Origin of the sequence: Streptomyces venezuelae ATCC 10712, from assembly GCF_008639165.1 — a bacterium.
GTDB classification, from domain to species: domain Bacteria; phylum Actinomycetota; class Actinomycetes; order Streptomycetales; family Streptomycetaceae; genus Streptomyces; species Streptomyces venezuelae.
In genome coordinates this window covers 838,642-852,143 of record NZ_CP029197.1, presented here as the reverse complement: position 1 = coordinate 852,143, position 13,502 = coordinate 838,642, and the positions used below count along the sequence as shown (strand labels likewise).

The following is a 13,502-nucleotide window of genomic DNA, read 5'->3' as shown; positions in this document are numbered from 1 at the left end:
AGGTGGGGAGGGGAAGGGGGCGGGGGAGTGGGGGCGCGCGGGCGGAGTCTAGGGGGTCCGGCGGGAACGGGAGCGGAGTGGGGTGTCACTGTAGGCCGGTAGAGTGACGGACCGTGACAGCGCGACCGTTGAACGAACTGGTGGAGCCCGGCTGGGCGGAGGCCCTGAGCCCCGTCGCGGGCCGTGTGGCGGAGATGGGCGACTTCCTGCGCGCGGAGATCGCCGCGGGCCGGACCTATCTGCCGGCCGGACAGCACGTGCTGCGGGCCTTCCAGCAACCCTTCGACGAGGTGCGGGTCCTGATCGTGGGTCAGGACCCTTATCCCACGCCGGGGATGGCGATCGGCCTGAGCTTCGCGGTCGCGCCCGAGGTCCGCTCGCTGCCGGGCAGCCTGGAGAACATCTTCCGGGAGCTGCACACCGACCTCGGGCTGCCCCGGCCGTCGAACGGCGATCTGACCCCCTGGACCCGCCAGGGCGTCCTCCTGCTCAACAGGGCGCTGACCACGGCGCCGCGCAAGCCGGCCGCGCATCGCGGCAAGGGCTGGGAAGAGGTCACCGAGCAGGCGATCCGCGCGCTCGCCGCGCGCGGCAAGCCGCTGGTGTCGATCCTGTGGGGCCGCGACGCGCGCAACGCCCGCCCGCTCCTCGGCAAACTCCCCGCGATCGAGTCCGCGCACCCGTCCCCGATGTCGGCGGACCGCGGCTTCTTCGGCTCCCGTCCCTTCAGCCGCGCGAACGAACTCCTGCTGCAGCAGGGCGCCCAGCCGGTTGACTGGCGCCTGCCCTGACCCGGGGCTCGCCCGCCGCGGTCCCTGACCTCAGGCGGGCGCCGGAGTCCCTGACTTCCAGCGCCGGCCGGCCGACCCTCATCTCGGTCCCTGACCTCAGGCGCCGGCCGCACGGCCCCGTGCGGCCGGTGTCTCAGACCACCGCCGCCCGGACGCACAGCACGTCCGGCAGGTGATCGGCGAGGAGCTGCCAGCTGTCGCCGTCGTCCGCGCTGGCGTACACCTCGCCGTTGCGGTTGCCGAAGTACACGCCCGCCGGATCCGCGTCGTCCGTGCACAGCGCGTCCCGCAGCACCGTGCCGTAGTGGTCGCCCTCGGGCAGTCCCCGGCTCAGCGGCTCCCAGCTGGCCCCGGCGTCGGTCGTGCGGAACACCCGGCACCGGCGGCCGGCCGGGACCCGGTCGGAGTCGGCGGTGATGGGGAAGACATACGCGGTGTCCGGCCGGTGGGGGTGCGCGGCGACCGCGAAGCCGAAGTCGGAGGGCAGCCCGGCGCCGATGTCCGTCCAGCTGGCGCCCGCGTCGTCGCTGCGGAAGACACCCCAGTGGTTCTGGAGGTAGAGCCGGTCGAGATCGCCCGCGTCCTGGGCGATCTTGTGCACGCACTGCCCGAACTCCGGGTGCTGGTCCGGCAGGAACACCGCGGACACGCCCTTGTTGGAGGGCTCCCACGCCGCCCCGCCGTCCCGCGAGCGGAACACCCCGGCGGTGGACACCGCGACCGTGAGCGCGTCGGGGTCGCGGCGGTCGGTCACGACCGTGTGCACGGCCTCGCCGCCCCCGCCCGGAACCCACTGGGAGCGGGTCGGGTGCTCCCACAGCGGGCGGACGAGCTCGAAGGACTCCCCGCCGTCCGCCGACCGGAACAGGGCGGCCGGCTCCGTCCCCGCGTACACCACGCCGGGGGCGTGTCCGGGCGCCGGGTGGAGCTGCCAGACGCGCTCCAGGGAGGCGCCGGTGTCCTCGGGGAACTTCACGGCGGGGCGGGCCGGTTCGGTCCAGGTCCTGCCGAGGTCGTCGGAGTGGAAGACGGAGGGGCCCCAGTGGGCGCTGTCCCCGCCCACGAGCAGCCGCGGGACCGGCCCGCGGGTGTCGATGGCGACCGAGTAGACCGCCTGGGCGGGGAAGGCCGGATCGTCGAACTCCCATCGGCCGTCGTGCCTGCGGCCGATGAAGAGCCCCTTGCGGGTGCCTACGGTGAGGAGTACGTCGGGCATGGATGCCACCTCCAGGACGCCGTTGTCGCGGATACGGGCCAGTCTGCACCCGGCCACTGACAACGGCTCCCGGACACTCCCGCACCGGGCTCCCGGCTCAGATCGCCCAGGCGTACGGCGGCGGAGCCGGGTGGGTCGTCGCGCCCAGGTCGCGGGCGGCGCGCCGGGCCCAGGAGGCGTCGCGCAGCAGCTCGCGGCCCAGGAGCACGGCGTCGGCCTCGCCGTTGGCGACGATCTTCTCGGCCTGGTCGCTCTCGGTGATCAGACCGACGGCGGCGACCGGCAGCCCGGTCTCCGCCTTGACGCGCGCGGCGAAGGGCACCTGGTAGCCGGGGCCGACCGGGATCTCGGCCGGTCCGCCGTTGCCGCCGCTGGACACGTCGAGGAGGTCGACGCCGTGCTCACGGAGCAGCGCGGCGAACCGTACGGTCTCGTCGGCGGTCCAGCCGCGCTCCGCGAGCCAGTCGGTGGCCGAGACGCGGAAGAAGACGGGCAGCTCCTCGGGCCACACGGCCCGCACGGCGTCGACGACCTCCAGGGCGAGGCGGGTCCGGTTCTCGAAGGAGCCGCCGTAGGCGTCGGTGCGGTGGTTGCTGTGCGGGGAGAGGAACTCGCCGATGAGGTAGCCGTGGGCGCCGTGGATCTCGACGACCTGGAAGCCGGCGTCGAGGGCGCGGCGCGCGGCGTCCGCGAACTGCCCGGTGATCTCGTGGATGCGCTCCACGGTGAGCTCGGTCGGCACCGGGTGGCCCTCGGCGAACTCGACCGGGCTCGGCGCGACGGGCTGCCAGCCGGGGCCGTCCTCGGGGACGGGTCCGCGGCCCTCCCAGGGGCGCTTGGTGGAGGCCTTGCGGCCGGCGTGGCCGATCTGGATGCCGGCCACGGTGCCGTGGTCCTTGAGGAAGCCCGCGATCCGGCGCAGCGCCTCCGTCTGCGTGTCGTTCCAGAGGCCGAGGTCGGCGGGGCTGATCCGGCCCTCGGGGGAGACCGCCGTGGCCTCGACCAGGATCAGGCCGGTGCCGCCGGTCGCCCGGGAGGCGTAGTGGGCGAAGTGCCAGTCCGTGGCGACCCCCGCGTTCGGGCCGGTCATCTCCGCGGAGTACTGGCACATGGGTGCCATCCAGACCCGGTTGGGCACGGTCAGCGACCGCAGGGTGTAGGGCTCGAACAGGGCGACGCTCATGAAGGACTCCGTTTCGGGGTGCCTCGAAGGACGCTAGTACGATAGCTCTCGTAGTACGGCGTCTGTCAAACTACGAGGGTTCTCGTACAATGACGGAATCCCGGATGAAGTGGAGCCGCCGTCATGACGACCGCCACCAGCCCCCGCGCCCTCGAACACCCCACGCGCGCCCAGATCCGTCTCGAGGCGGTGCTGCACGCGCTCTCTGATCCGGTACGCCTGCGGATCGTGCGGGAACTGGCGAGCGAGCGCGCGGCACTCGCCTGCTCGCACTTCGTCCTCCCGGTCACCAAGTCCACGACGACGCACCACTTCCGGGTGCTGCGCGAAAGCGGCGTCATCCAGCAGATGTACCGCGGCACGGCCAAGCTCAACGCGCTGCGCGAGGACGACCTCGAAGCGCTCTTCCCCGGCCTCCTCGCCGCGATCCTGGCCGCGGCCGGAGCCCAGTCCGACCGCGACCCCGAGGACGGCCCGGCCTCCGGCGACCGGTGACGAAGTCCCCGGCCCCTCACAGCCCCCGCATGCGTCCGATCTCCGCCGTCTGCTGGGCGATCACGTCGTTCGCCATCTCCTCCACGAGCACGTTGTTGCCCTCGCTCAGCACCTCGGCCGCCATCGTCACCGCGCCCTCGTGGTGGGTGACCATCAGCTTCAGGAACAGCTCGTCGAAGGCCTCGCCCTTCGCGGCTCCGAGCTCCTTCAGCTGCGCCTCGGTCGCCATCCCCGGCATCGAGTGGTGGTCGTGACCGGCCTGTTCGCGCGGGCCACCGTTGTTTTTCAGCCAACCTTCCATCGCGTCGATCTCCGGCTTCTGCGCCGCTGCGATCCGCTCGGCCACCTTCTTGACCTGCGGGGAGGCCGCCCGCTGCGGGGCGAGCGCCGTCATGGTCAGCGCCTGCCGGTGGTGCACGACCATCATCTGGACGTAGGTGAAGTCCGCGCTGTTCGGGGTCTCGTCCGGCAGCAGCTTCGCGGCCTCCTCGGGCGATATCCGCTTCGCCGGTTCACCCGGCTTCCCTGGCGCGACCACCGTCCCCGTCGAGGACTTCCCCTCCGGAGCGCCCTTGTCCTGCCCCGACTCGCAGGCGGCCAGGGCGAGTACGGCGAGGGCGGACACGACGGCTGCGGCGACGGCACGCCGGCGGCGGATCAACAACGCGACCTCCAGAGGTTCTTGCGGGGACAGGGACCGTTCCTAGCACCATTCTCGGCTTGACCGATCAAAAACCTTCATTACGTCTGTGTTGCCATCTGTTGAGATGTGCACGGCAAGGAAGATACTGCCGGGGTCCAACACCCGTTCAACGCTGAACGGATACCAGGGAGGACGGAGTGACTTCGTTGCGTACCCCGCGTACCACGTCCCACACGCGCGATCCGCGTGCCCGGCTCAGACGCCTGGGCGTGGCATCCGCCGCGGCGGGCCTGCTGGCCACGCTGCTCGTGGCCGGACCCGCCACCGCGACCCCCGACCCCGGCGACGCGCCCGCCCAGGGCAAGGTCTCCTCGGAGCAGGCCGCCGAGGCGCGCTCCGCCATCCGGAGCGGTGAGATACCCGGCGTGGACGAGATCGTCCACAGCTCGAACATCGAGCACCTCGCGAACATCCCCAAGGACGCCCTCCAGAGCCTCAACACGGACCTCGCGTTCCAGGGCAAGTACGCCTTCGCCGGCAACTACGACGGCTTCCGGATCTTCGACATCAGCAACCCGAAGGCCCCGAAGACCGTCGCCCAGGTCCTCTGCCCCGGCTCCCAGAACGACATCTCCGTCTCCGGCGACCTGCTGTTCCTCTCGACGGACTCCTCCCGGAGCGACAACTCCTGCGCCAGCACCACGCAGCCCGCCTCCGTCAAGGAGTCGTGGGAGGGCATGAAGATCTTCGACATCAGCGACGTCCGCAACCCCAAGTACGTCGCCGCCGTCGAGACCGCCTGCGGCTCGCACACCCACACGCTGGTGCCCAAGAAGCGGGACGTGTACGTCTACGTCTCCTCGTACTCGCCGAACGCGGCGTTCCCGGACTGCCAGCCCCCGCACGACGGCATCTCGGTCATCAAGGTGCCGCGCAAGTCCCCCGAGAAGGCCGCGGTCGTCTCCTTCCCGGTCCTCTTCCCGGGCGAGGGCCCGGACGGCGGCGGCAACCCCGGTGGGCCCACCAACCCGGGCGTCTCCAAGACCACCGGCTGCCACGACATCACCGTGCTGCCGGAGAAGGACCTCGCCGCCGGAGCCTGCATGGGTGACGGCATCCTCTTCGACATCAAGGACCCCGAGCACCCGCGGGTCATCGACCAGGTGCAGGACAACGTCAACTTCGCGTTCTGGCACTCCGCGACCTTCAACCAGAAGGCGAACAAGGTCGTCTTCACCGACGAGCTCGGTGGCGGCGGCGGTGCCACCTGCAACGCCGAGGTCGGCCCGAACCGGGGTGCCGACGGCATCTACGACATCGTCGGCAAGGGCAAGAAGAGCAAGCTCGTCTTCCGCAGCTACTTCAAGATCCCGCGCCACCAGGCCGACACCGAGAACTGCGTCGCCCACAACGGCTCGCTGATCCCGGTCAAGGGCAAGGACCTCATGGTCCAGGCCTGGTACCAGGGCGGCGTCTCCGTCTGGGACTTCACCGACTCGGCCAAGCCCAAGGAGATCGCCTACTTCGAGCGCGGTCCGCTCTCCGCCACCACCATGGCGACCGGCGGCTCGTGGTCCGCGTACTACTACAACGGATACATCTACTCCAACGACATCGCGAAGGGCTTCGACGTCCTGAAGCTCTCCGACCGCCGTACCGACCCCGCGAAGCGGATCCGGATGGACGAGCTCAACGTCCAGACGCAGCCGGACTACTTCGACTTCGACGACTGACCGGCTGACGACCGGCCGGTCGGTGGTCTGACCACCGGTGTGCCGTCGGGCGGACCTCCGTCCGGCGGCATGCCCGCGTCCCAGTCGAGCCCGTAGCGGTGGAACAGCTCCGAGCGCAGCCGCGGCAGCGGCATCTGCGCCCCGGGCAGCAGCACCGCCACCACCGCGCCCATCAGCAGGGCGCGCAGCAGCGGATAGTCGGTGTCCACGTCCTCGGAGCCGTACCGCGTGACCGTGTCCCGGAGCAGGAACGCCAGGCGCTGCTGCTCCGGGCACTGCACGAACCCCTCCGCCTGCAGGATGCCCGCCATGTGCGTCCGCATCAGGGTGGGGCGCTCCGCCGCGAGGCCCAGGATCGCGTCGATCGCGCGGGCCAGCCGCTCCCGGCCGTCCTCGGTGCGCGGCTCGCGTTCCAGCGCCTCCTCCAGGGTGAGGTGCATCAGCCGGTGCACCGCCGACTGGAGGAGCTGCCGCTTGCCCGGGAAGTAGTACGAGATGAGTCCCCGCGCCGTACCGGCCCGCTCCGCGATGTCGCCGAGCGTGGTCGCCTCGTAGCCACGCGTGTCGACCAGCTCCAATGTGGCCTGCAAAATACGCTCGCGGGACCTGCGTCGAAGCTCTTCATTGACCGATGGGCTACGCGGGGACATGCTTGACTCCTGCGTTGACTGGCTGCCGGCCAATATACTCGGCGCATCCCGTCGGCATGCCTTCGTGGCAGGCCGCCGGGGAGGCCGTCTGTTCTGGGCGACACGGGGGATCGTCCAGAACAGGCGGCTTCACTCTGTTCCTTCCATTCTGCTCCGCGGCCCGCCGGTCTCCCCGGCCCGAGCGCCCGCCCCGGAGCCGCGCCGCTCGCTCCTGCGGTACGTCAGGACCGCCACGGCCACGCAGCACCAGCCCAGCAGCCAGCCCCCGAGGACGTCCGTGGGCCAGTGCACGCCCAGGTAGACCCGCGTCCAGCCCACGCCGAGCACCGAGACGAGCGCCACGCCCGTGAGCGCCCCCCAGCCGCGCCACTCGTCCCGCCACCGCAGGGCGAGGACCCACAGCAGCAGCCCGCAGGTGACCGTGGCCGTCATCGCGTGCCCGGACGGGAAGGCGGCGAACCGCGCGGAGTCGACCGGATCGCTCCACTGCGGCCGATCCCTGCCCACCAGCGTCTTCAGTCCCTGCTGGAGGCCGACGGCCAGCAGGCTCGTCGCGGCCACCCACAGGGCGAGCCGCCGCTCCCGCTTCCACCACAGCAGCACCACGGTGGCCGCGGCGAGGGCGCGCATCGTCCACGGGTCCCACACCCAGTCGCTGAGGAAGCGCTGGAGCCCGGTCAGGCCCGGTTCGGCCACGGCGTCGCGGTGCAGCGCCTCGGCCACCGCCCGGTCGAAGGAGAGCAGCGGCTCCCATCCCACGGCGACGAGCACGAGCAGGAGAACGGCCAGGGCCCCGGAGATCACGGCGGAGGTGAGCATGGGCCGATCCTGCCCGACGAGCGGCCCGGGGCGGTCTTCCGCGCTCCCCGCGCGCGCCGCGGCGTGCGACTCGACCGGCGTGCGCGCGGTCACCGCCATCCCAGCGCGCCGAGCGCCGGGACGAAGGCCACGAGCACCGGGACCACCGGCACCATGGAGGCGGCGGCGGTGAGCCGCAGACGGCGTCCCGCGGTGAGCCGGGGCGCCGCGGTGAGCAGCCGGTTCACCCGCCGGGGCAGGTCCCCGTACGGCGCGGTCCCCGGCCCGAACACCCCCCGGTCCTCGTTGAGTTCGACCAGTGCCAGCGCGATCGTGAGACGCCCGAACCGGCGCGAGGCCACGTCGTCGGCGGCCAGCTCCACCAGCCGGTGCATCTCCTCGCGGAAGGCCGCGAAGACCGGGATGCCGGGGAACCCGGCGGCCAGCGCCGCCGACCAGTGCCGCAGCCAGTCGTGCCGGGCGCGCGCGTGACCCTGCTCGTGCGCCAGGACCGCGTCGAGCTGTCGCCCCTTCAACCGCCGGAGCGCCGCCGTGGTGATGACCAGCTGGGGCGTGCTCCCCGACAGCCACCAGGCGTTCGGCCGCTCGCCCTCCAGGACGACGAGGCGCTCGCTGCCCGGCTGTTCGCCGGGCAGCAGCGGGGAGCGGACGAGCAGGTCGCAGCGGCGCTGCCGGCGCCGGGACCGTGCCTGGCCGAACTCCCGGCCGAGCATCGCCCCGGTCCACACCCCGCCGGCCGCCAGGGCGACCGCGAGCACCGCGGACCAGGGGCCGGTCGTGCCGAGCTCGTACGCGTCGACCACCGCGCGCGGTGCGGGGGCGAAGAGCTGCCCCCGGACGGCCTGCCAGGCGGTCGAGGCGCTGAAGGTCATGGAGAGCGCGAAGCTCAGCAGGACGGCGGCGACCACGCACTGCCAGACCCAGAGGGCCACCACGGGTTCTCGCTCCACCCAGTCCGCCCGGGACAGCAGCCGGGGGGCCGCGAGGGCGGTCAGGATGCCGAGCAGGAACAGCGCGAGGGAGACCCACATGGCCGTCACCCTATGAGGGGGATACGGGTCGGGGGTACGGCCTCGTACGTCAAGTGACGTACGCCACGGTTTCGTTGCCGCGTGGGGCCGCCGCAGCCGTACGGCACCGGCCCGGTCGGTGAGACGCCGGCCGGTGCCGGCCCGTCACAGCGCCACGAGCATGGCGAGCATCGCGAGCGCCATCGACAGCCTGCAGCTGAGCGTCAGTTCCGGGCGGGTCGCCCAGCCGGGACGCCGCGCCCCGCCGAGGGCTCCCGCGGGCGCGGGCGCCACCCCCACCGGGACCGGCACCGTCGCCCCGGGTATCGCCTCCGGCGCGAGCCGCGCGCCCGTGTGCAGCACGTACGCCGTGTAGTAGAGGAGCAGCGCGCCCGTGAGCACGGGTATGCCTCCCGCCGTGCCCACCGTGTGCCCCGTGTGCGCCCCCGGGTCGGGCGAGGCCATCGCCACCGCCATGTAGACCATGGCGAGCGAGCCGACGACATGGTGCGCATGCCGCCCGCCGTGCCGGAGCGCGACGAGGCCGTGCAGTGCGGCGCCGCCGAACACCGCCGCGTACACCCCCCAGCTCCACCCGGGCGGGGTGAGCACCGCGGCGGGCAGCGCCATGGTCGCCATCCCGAAGCCCATCACGGCCTCGCCGCCCGCGGCCCGCCGCTCCTCCCCGGCGCACGCGCGCATCCGCAGCAGGCAGGAGAACCCCGTCGCCGCGCACAGGGCGACCATCAGCCAGCCGGGCAAGGCCGGTCCGTGCACGGCACACCTCCCCCTCGACGCCGTCCCCTCCCCGGAGGATGCCCGGCCCCGGCCGGGCGCACGCGGGCGCACGGGTGCGCACAGGCGTACGGGGGGGGAGTGAAGAGGGCGGACGCTAGGCTCGGGAACGATCGCGTACGGCGATCGTCAGCGCCCGAGGGGAGCCCCGTTCACATGGACACCGCCACGCCGCAGGAGACCGGCCGGATCAGTTACCGCGAGGCGGTCCTGGACGACGTCCCGGCCCTGGTCCCGCTCGTGGAGTCGGCCTACCGGGGCGACGCCAGCCGGGGCGGCTGGACCACGGAGGCGGACATCCTCCAGGGGCAGCGCACCGACCCCGAGGGCGTGGCCGCCGTGATCACCACGCCCGGCAGCCGGCTCCTGGTCGTCGAGCGCGACGGCGAGATCGTCGCCTGCTGCCAGCTGGAGCACCGCGACGAGGCCGCCTACTTCGGCATGTTCGCCGTCCGGCCGGAACTCCAGGGGGCGGGCCTCGGCAAGCAGATCATCGCGGAGGCCGAGCGCCGGGTGCGCGAGCTGTGGGACGTGCGCGAGATGCACATGACGGTGATCTCGGTGCGTGAGGAGCTGATCGCCTGGTACGAGCGCCGAGGCTACCGCCGCACCGGGCGGATGACTCCCTTCCCGTACGGCGACGAGCGCTTCGGGCTGCCCCAGCGCGACGATCTGGAGTTCGAGCTCCTGGTGAAGCCGCTGGGCTGAGTCCTGCGGCGGAAGGGTGGCTTCCCCCCGTCTCCACAGGAAAAACTTCTGCGATCAGGGGGGTCGGGCAGGATAATTTCTCTTGGCCCCTCTTGTGGCTGAGAACCGTCCATGGTTACGGTGTCTCGACGCGAGGTTCTCCTGTGGAGGAAGAGGCATGACGGAAATTCTTGTGCAGGACGTGACCGGTGAGGGGATATCCACCGCCGCCCGGGTGATCGACCACCCCGCCTGGCCCGAGCTCAAGAATGCCGTGGAGGAGATCCGCGCCTGGCAGAGCGCCGACGGCTCCATCGACTTCGAGGCCGAGGGCGCACCCGCCCGCGCCTTCGCCGAGCTGACCCTCGACCGCGTCACCGCCGCGATCGAGCAGCTCTCCCCGCTGGTCCCGCACGACGCCGCGTACCACCGCGCCCTCGTCTCCGACCTGCGCAAGTGGGCCGAGAGCGGCTTCACGGTCCCGGACTTCCTGGACTCGCTGCTCGCCTTCCAGCCGGCCGCCGACCGGGTGGACGGGCTCCAGCACCTGGTGCTGTTCCCGATGTACACGCAGAACGGCAACCCCGACCGCAACCTCGAAGCCGTCGTGCTCCGCATGGTGTGGCCGGAGTGGCTCGCCGAGCTGGAGCGCACCCGCTACGACAACCCGCTGTTCTGCGGCATCACCTTCGAGGACTTCACCGCCGGGTACGACACCAACTCGGCCGTCCTCTTCCCGGAGACCATCGCCGTCCGCGAGGCCCCCGAGCGCTTCTCCTGGGGCGGCATCTTCTGCGACCGCGAGGCCGCGCGCTTCCGCAAGGTCACCGAGGCCGCCGTCGACACCCTCGGCATCCAGCTGCCCGCCGACATCGCCGCGATGATCGACGACCAGGAGCGCTGCGAGAAGGCCTTCGTGCTCTGGGACATGGTCCACGACCGCACCCACAGCCACGGCGACCTGCCGTTCGACCCCTTCATGATCAAGCAGCGCCAGCCGTTCTGGATGTACGGCCTCGAAGAGCTCCGCTGCGACCTCACCGCCTTCAAGGAGGCCGTGAAGCTGGAGGCCGAGGGCAACACCCACGGCCGTGACGTGCAGTACGCCGTCCTCTTCGACCGGATGTTCCGCTTCCCGCTCTCCGGCGACCGCAACCGCAACTACGACGGTCTCGGCGGCCAGCTCCTCTTCGCGTACCTTCACAAGCACGACGTGGTGCGCTGGACGGACAACACCCTCAAGATCGACTGGCAGCGGGCCCCCGAGGTCACCAACCAGCTCTGCGCCGACATCGAGAAGCTCTACCGCGACGGCATCGACCGCCCCAAGCTGGTCCACTGGTTCAAGGCGTACGAGCTCGTCTCCACCTACCTCGCCCCCCACCCGGGATCGAAGTGGGCCAAGGGTCCCGACGCCCTCGACCTGTCCCTCCCGCCGCGCAAGCTCGTCGACGACGTGCTTCCGGACGAGTTTCCGCTCAGCATGTTCTTTGAGGCCCTCGCCAAGAAGCTGAAGGGCGTGATCGCCGACACCAAGGGGATCACCGCCGCCGACGCCTCGCGGACCGAGCGGGCCGCCGCGTGAGCGCGCGTACGGAGCACACGGAGGAGGCGTCGCCCATGAACGCCAACGGAAACGGCGGGCCGCTCGACGGCGCCGTCATCGCGGTCGCCGGCGCGGCCGGACCGGCGGGCCGCGCGACGCTGATGCGTCTCGCGGAGGCGGGCGCGACCGTCGTCGCGTCCGACGCCGACCCCGCGCGCCTGGTGGAGGCCGTCGACGCCGCCCGCTACGCCCACGGCGGCGCCCGGGTCGTCGGCGACACCGTCGACCTGCTCGACCTGGACGCCACCCGCGACTGGGCCGCGAAGACCGAGAAGGAGTTCGGCCGGATCGACGGCCTGGTCCACCTGGTCGGCGGCTGGCGCGGCGCGGGCTCCTTCACCGAGACGGACCTCGGGGACTGGGACTTCCTGGAGAAGCTCCTGATCCGCACCGTCCAGCACACCTCGCTCGCCTTCCACGACGGACTGCTGCGCAGCGCAGGCCGCGGCCGCTACGCCCTGGTCAGCCAGGTCGGCGCGCACAAGCCGCTCGCCAACAACGCCGCCTACAACGCGGGCAAGGCCGCCGCCGAGGCCTGGACCCTCGCCATGGCCGACTCGTTCCGCAAGCTGGGGGGCGACGACGGCCCGCAGGCGGCGGCTGCGATCCTGGTGATCAAGGCATTGGTGCACGACGCCATGCGCGCCGAACGCCCCAACGCGAAGTTCGCGGGCTTCACCGACGTCACCGTCCTGGCCGACGAGATCGCCGGTCTGTGGAGCAGGCCCGCCCAGGAAGTGAATGGACAGCGTCTGTGGCTGACCCCCAAGCCGTGACCGCGGCACTCGGCCCCAGGACCGACGCACGTCGGCACCACGACCCGTCGGTCCGGGGCTTCGCCAGCGACAACTACGCCGGCGCCCACCCCGAGGTCCTCGCGGCCCTAGCCCTCGCCAACGACGGCCACCAGGTCGCCTACGGCGAGGACCAGTACACCGAGCACCTCCAGCGGATCATGCACGGCCACTTCGGCCCCACCGCCGAGGCCTTCCCGGTCTTCAACGGGACCGGCGCGAACGTGACCGCGCTCCAGGCGCTCACCGACCGCTGGGGCGCCGTGATCTGCGCCGAGTCCGCGCACATCAACGTGGACGAGGGCGGGGCGCCGGAGCGGATGGGCGGCCTCAAGCTGCTCACCGTGCCCACCCCGGACGGCAAGCTCACCCCCGAGCTGATCGACCGGCAGGCCTGGGGCTGGGAGGACGAGCACCGGGCGATGCCGCAGGTCGTCTCGATCACCCAGAACACCGAGCTGGGCACCGTCTACACGGTGGACGAGATCCGTGCGATCGTCGAGCACTCCCACGCCAAGGGCATGAAGGTGCACCTCGACGGCGCCCGGATAGCCAACGCCGCCGCCTCCCTGGACGTGCCGATGCGCGCGTTCACCAACGCGGTGGGCGTCGACGTCATCTCGTACGGCGGCACGAAGAACGGCATGCTCTTCGGCGAGGCCGTCGTCGTCCTCAACCCGGACGCGGTCAGCCACATGAAGCACCTGCGCAAGCTGTCCATGCAGCTCGCGTCGAAGATGCGCTTCGTGTCGGTGCAGCTGGAGGCCCTCCTCGCGAAGGACCTCTGGCTGCGCAACGCCCGCCACTCCAACGCGATGGCCCAGCGCCTCGCGGCCGGGGTGCGCGAGCTCGACGGGGTCGAGATCCTCTACCCGGTGCAGGCCAACGCCGTCTTCGCCCGGCTGCCGCACGACGTGACCCGGCGGCTCCAGGAGCGCTTCCGCTTCTACTTCTGGGACGAGAAGGCGGGCGACGTCCGCTGGATGTGCGCCTTCGACACCACGGAGGACGACGTGGACGCCTTCCTTCAGGCCCTGAAGGAAGAGCTGGCCCGCCAGTAGCGATCGCACGACGACACAC

General features: G+C 71.8%; 14 protein-coding genes. 7 read left to right on the top strand and 7 right to left on the bottom strand.

Features of this window, described 5'->3' with window-relative positions; translation table 11 throughout:
- Positions 1–113 precede the first annotated feature (113 nt).
- Positions 114–791, top strand: coding sequence for a uracil-DNA glycosylase (locus tag DEJ43_RS03595; protein ID WP_015031947.1), 678 nt, complete (start codon positions 114–116; stop codon positions 789–791).
- A 133-nt stretch (positions 792–924) separates the two neighbouring features.
- On the opposite strand, the gene DEJ43_RS03590 is transcribed toward DEJ43_RS03595, so the two are convergent.
- Together DEJ43_RS03590 and DEJ43_RS03585 are read right to left on the bottom strand one after the other, a co-directional pair.
- The gene (locus DEJ43_RS03590) at positions 925–2,007 is read right to left on the bottom strand and encodes a WD40/YVTN/BNR-like repeat-containing protein (protein ID WP_015031946.1); all 1,083 of its coding nucleotides are present in this window, start codon (positions 2,005–2,007) and stop codon (positions 925–927) included.
- A gap of 97 nt (positions 2,008–2,104) precedes the next feature.
- On the bottom strand, positions 2,105–3,190 hold the full coding sequence (locus DEJ43_RS03585) for an NADH:flavin oxidoreductase/NADH oxidase (RefSeq protein WP_015031945.1): 1,086 nt from the start codon (positions 3,188–3,190) through the stop codon (positions 2,105–2,107).
- A 123-nt stretch (positions 3,191–3,313) separates the two neighbouring features.
- Between DEJ43_RS03585 and DEJ43_RS03580 the strand changes: the two genes are divergently transcribed.
- Entirely contained in the window at positions 3,314–3,685 is a 372-nt protein-coding gene (locus tag DEJ43_RS03580) for an ArsR/SmtB family transcription factor (protein ID WP_015031944.1), read from the top strand.
- 16 nt (positions 3,686–3,701) lie between these two features.
- On the opposite strand, the gene DEJ43_RS03575 is transcribed toward DEJ43_RS03580, so the two are convergent.
- Positions 3,702–4,349, bottom strand: coding sequence for a DUF305 domain-containing protein (locus tag DEJ43_RS03575; RefSeq protein ID WP_015031943.1), 648 nt, complete (start codon positions 4,347–4,349; stop codon positions 3,702–3,704).
- A gap of 176 nt (positions 4,350–4,525) precedes the next feature.
- Here DEJ43_RS03575 and DEJ43_RS03570 point away from each other — a divergent pair, with 176 nt between their 5' ends.
- A complete protein-coding gene (locus DEJ43_RS03570) occupies positions 4,526–6,061 on the top strand; it encodes an LVIVD repeat-containing protein (protein WP_015031942.1) in 1,536 nt (511 codons plus the stop codon).
- On the opposite strand, the gene DEJ43_RS03565 is transcribed toward DEJ43_RS03570, so the two are convergent.
- The 4 genes from DEJ43_RS03565 to DEJ43_RS03550 form a co-directional block, all read right to left on the bottom strand.
- Positions 6,040–6,711 carry a TetR/AcrR family transcriptional regulator gene (locus tag DEJ43_RS03565; RefSeq protein WP_015031941.1) on the bottom strand — a complete coding sequence of 224 codons (672 nt, stop codon included), beginning with the start codon at positions 6,709–6,711 and terminating at the stop codon, positions 6,040–6,042. The genes DEJ43_RS03570 and DEJ43_RS03565 overlap by 22 nt on opposite strands.
- A 129-nt stretch (positions 6,712–6,840) precedes the next feature.
- On the bottom strand, positions 6,841–7,530 hold the full coding sequence (locus DEJ43_RS03560; RefSeq protein WP_051025832.1) for a phosphatase PAP2 family protein: 690 nt from the start codon (positions 7,528–7,530) through the stop codon (positions 6,841–6,843).
- Positions 7,531–7,619: 89 nt separating this feature from the next.
- Positions 7,620–8,561, bottom strand: coding sequence for a M56 family metallopeptidase (locus DEJ43_RS03555; RefSeq protein WP_015031939.1), 942 nt, complete (start codon positions 8,559–8,561; stop codon positions 7,620–7,622).
- Between the two features lie 144 nt (positions 8,562–8,705).
- Positions 8,706–9,317 carry a DUF5134 domain-containing protein gene (locus tag DEJ43_RS03550; protein ID WP_015031938.1) on the bottom strand — a complete coding sequence of 204 codons (612 nt, stop codon included), beginning with the start codon at positions 9,315–9,317 and terminating at the stop codon, positions 8,706–8,708.
- Positions 9,318–9,491: 174 nt separating this feature from the next.
- Between DEJ43_RS03550 and DEJ43_RS03545 the strand changes: the two genes are divergently transcribed.
- The 4 genes from DEJ43_RS03545 to DEJ43_RS03530 all read left to right on the top strand — a co-directional run bounded on the left by DEJ43_RS03545 (position 9,492) and on the right by DEJ43_RS03530 (position 13,483).
- Positions 9,492–10,043: a GNAT family N-acetyltransferase gene (locus DEJ43_RS03545; protein WP_015031937.1), complete on the top strand. Its 552-nt coding sequence runs from the start codon at positions 9,492–9,494 to the stop codon at positions 10,041–10,043.
- 157 nt (positions 10,044–10,200) lie between these two features.
- Positions 10,201–11,607 carry a DUF6421 family protein gene (locus DEJ43_RS03540; RefSeq protein ID WP_015031936.1) on the top strand — a complete coding sequence of 469 codons (1,407 nt, stop codon included), beginning with the start codon at positions 10,201–10,203 and terminating at the stop codon, positions 11,605–11,607.
- A 35-nt stretch (positions 11,608–11,642) separates the two neighbouring features.
- Positions 11,643–12,404, top strand: coding sequence for an SDR family NAD(P)-dependent oxidoreductase (locus DEJ43_RS03535; protein ID WP_041662043.1), 762 nt, complete (start codon positions 11,643–11,645; stop codon positions 12,402–12,404).
- Positions 12,401–13,483, top strand: coding sequence for a threonine aldolase family protein (locus DEJ43_RS03530; protein WP_015031934.1), 1,083 nt, complete (start codon positions 12,401–12,403; stop codon positions 13,481–13,483). The genes DEJ43_RS03535 and DEJ43_RS03530 overlap by 4 nt, the downstream gene beginning before the upstream one ends.
- The last annotated feature ends 19 nt before the right edge of the window (positions 13,484–13,502 follow it).

Bases quoted from the DNA above. Each gene is read 5' to 3' on its own strand.
- DEJ43_RS03590 (WP_015031946.1), bottom strand. From the start codon at position 2,007: ATGCCCGACGTACTCCTCACCGTAGGCACCCGCAAGGGGCTCTTCATC.
- DEJ43_RS03585 (WP_015031945.1), bottom strand. From the start codon at position 3,190: ATGAGCGTCGCCCTGTTCGAGCCCTACACCCTGCGGTCGCTGACCGTG.
- DEJ43_RS03580 (WP_015031944.1), top strand. From the start codon at position 3,314: ATGACGACCGCCACCAGCCCCCGCGCCCTCGAACACCCCACGCGCGCC.
- DEJ43_RS03565 (WP_015031941.1), bottom strand. From the start codon at position 6,711: ATGTCCCCGCGTAGCCCATCGGTCAATGAAGAGCTTCGACGCAGGTCC.
- DEJ43_RS03560 (WP_051025832.1), bottom strand. From the start codon at position 7,530: ATGCTCACCTCCGCCGTGATCTCCGGGGCCCTGGCCGTTCTCCTGCTC.
- DEJ43_RS03555 (WP_015031939.1), bottom strand. From the start codon at position 8,561: ATGTGGGTCTCCCTCGCGCTGTTCCTGCTCGGCATCCTGACCGCCCTC.
- DEJ43_RS03545 (WP_015031937.1), top strand. From the start codon at position 9,492: ATGGACACCGCCACGCCGCAGGAGACCGGCCGGATCAGTTACCGCGAG.
- DEJ43_RS03540 (WP_015031936.1), top strand. From the start codon at position 10,201: ATGACGGAAATTCTTGTGCAGGACGTGACCGGTGAGGGGATATCCACC.
- DEJ43_RS03535 (WP_041662043.1), top strand. From the start codon at position 11,643: ATGAACGCCAACGGAAACGGCGGGCCGCTCGACGGCGCCGTCATCGCG.